The organism is Aquiflexum lacus (assembly GCF_015476655.1).
Taxonomy (GTDB): Bacteria; Bacteroidota; Bacteroidia; order Cytophagales; family Cyclobacteriaceae; genus Aquiflexum; species Aquiflexum lacus.
Map to the genome: position 1 here is coordinate 1 of NZ_JABFHF010000105.1, position 247 is coordinate 247.

General features: G+C 47.4%; 1 protein-coding gene. It reads right to left on the reverse strand.

All coding sequences use genetic code 11. The features are described from left to right. A partial coding sequence (locus tag HMJ38_RS25225; protein WP_194977208.1) for a LamG-like jellyroll fold domain-containing protein occupies positions 1–247 on the reverse strand: 247 nt, incomplete at both ends.

Sequence of the window (247 nt, forward strand, 5' to 3'; positions counted from 1 at the left end):
TCGAAAGTAGCGGCTACGTGTATCCATTCACCAAGGTCACCGCTATAATTGTAGTTGGATCTCAGTTTGTAAGCGGTTCCGTTGTTCCCTCTGTTCAGTCTGAACTCGATCTCACCGTTGCTGACCAGCCAAAGCTCAAAACCGTTACCATCTGCTTTGCTAATTACGGTTGAGTTTTTCAGAGCGTTGGGTTTCACCCATGCGGCTATGGAAAGTTCCTGATCTATCTCAAGGGTACTGTTGTGGG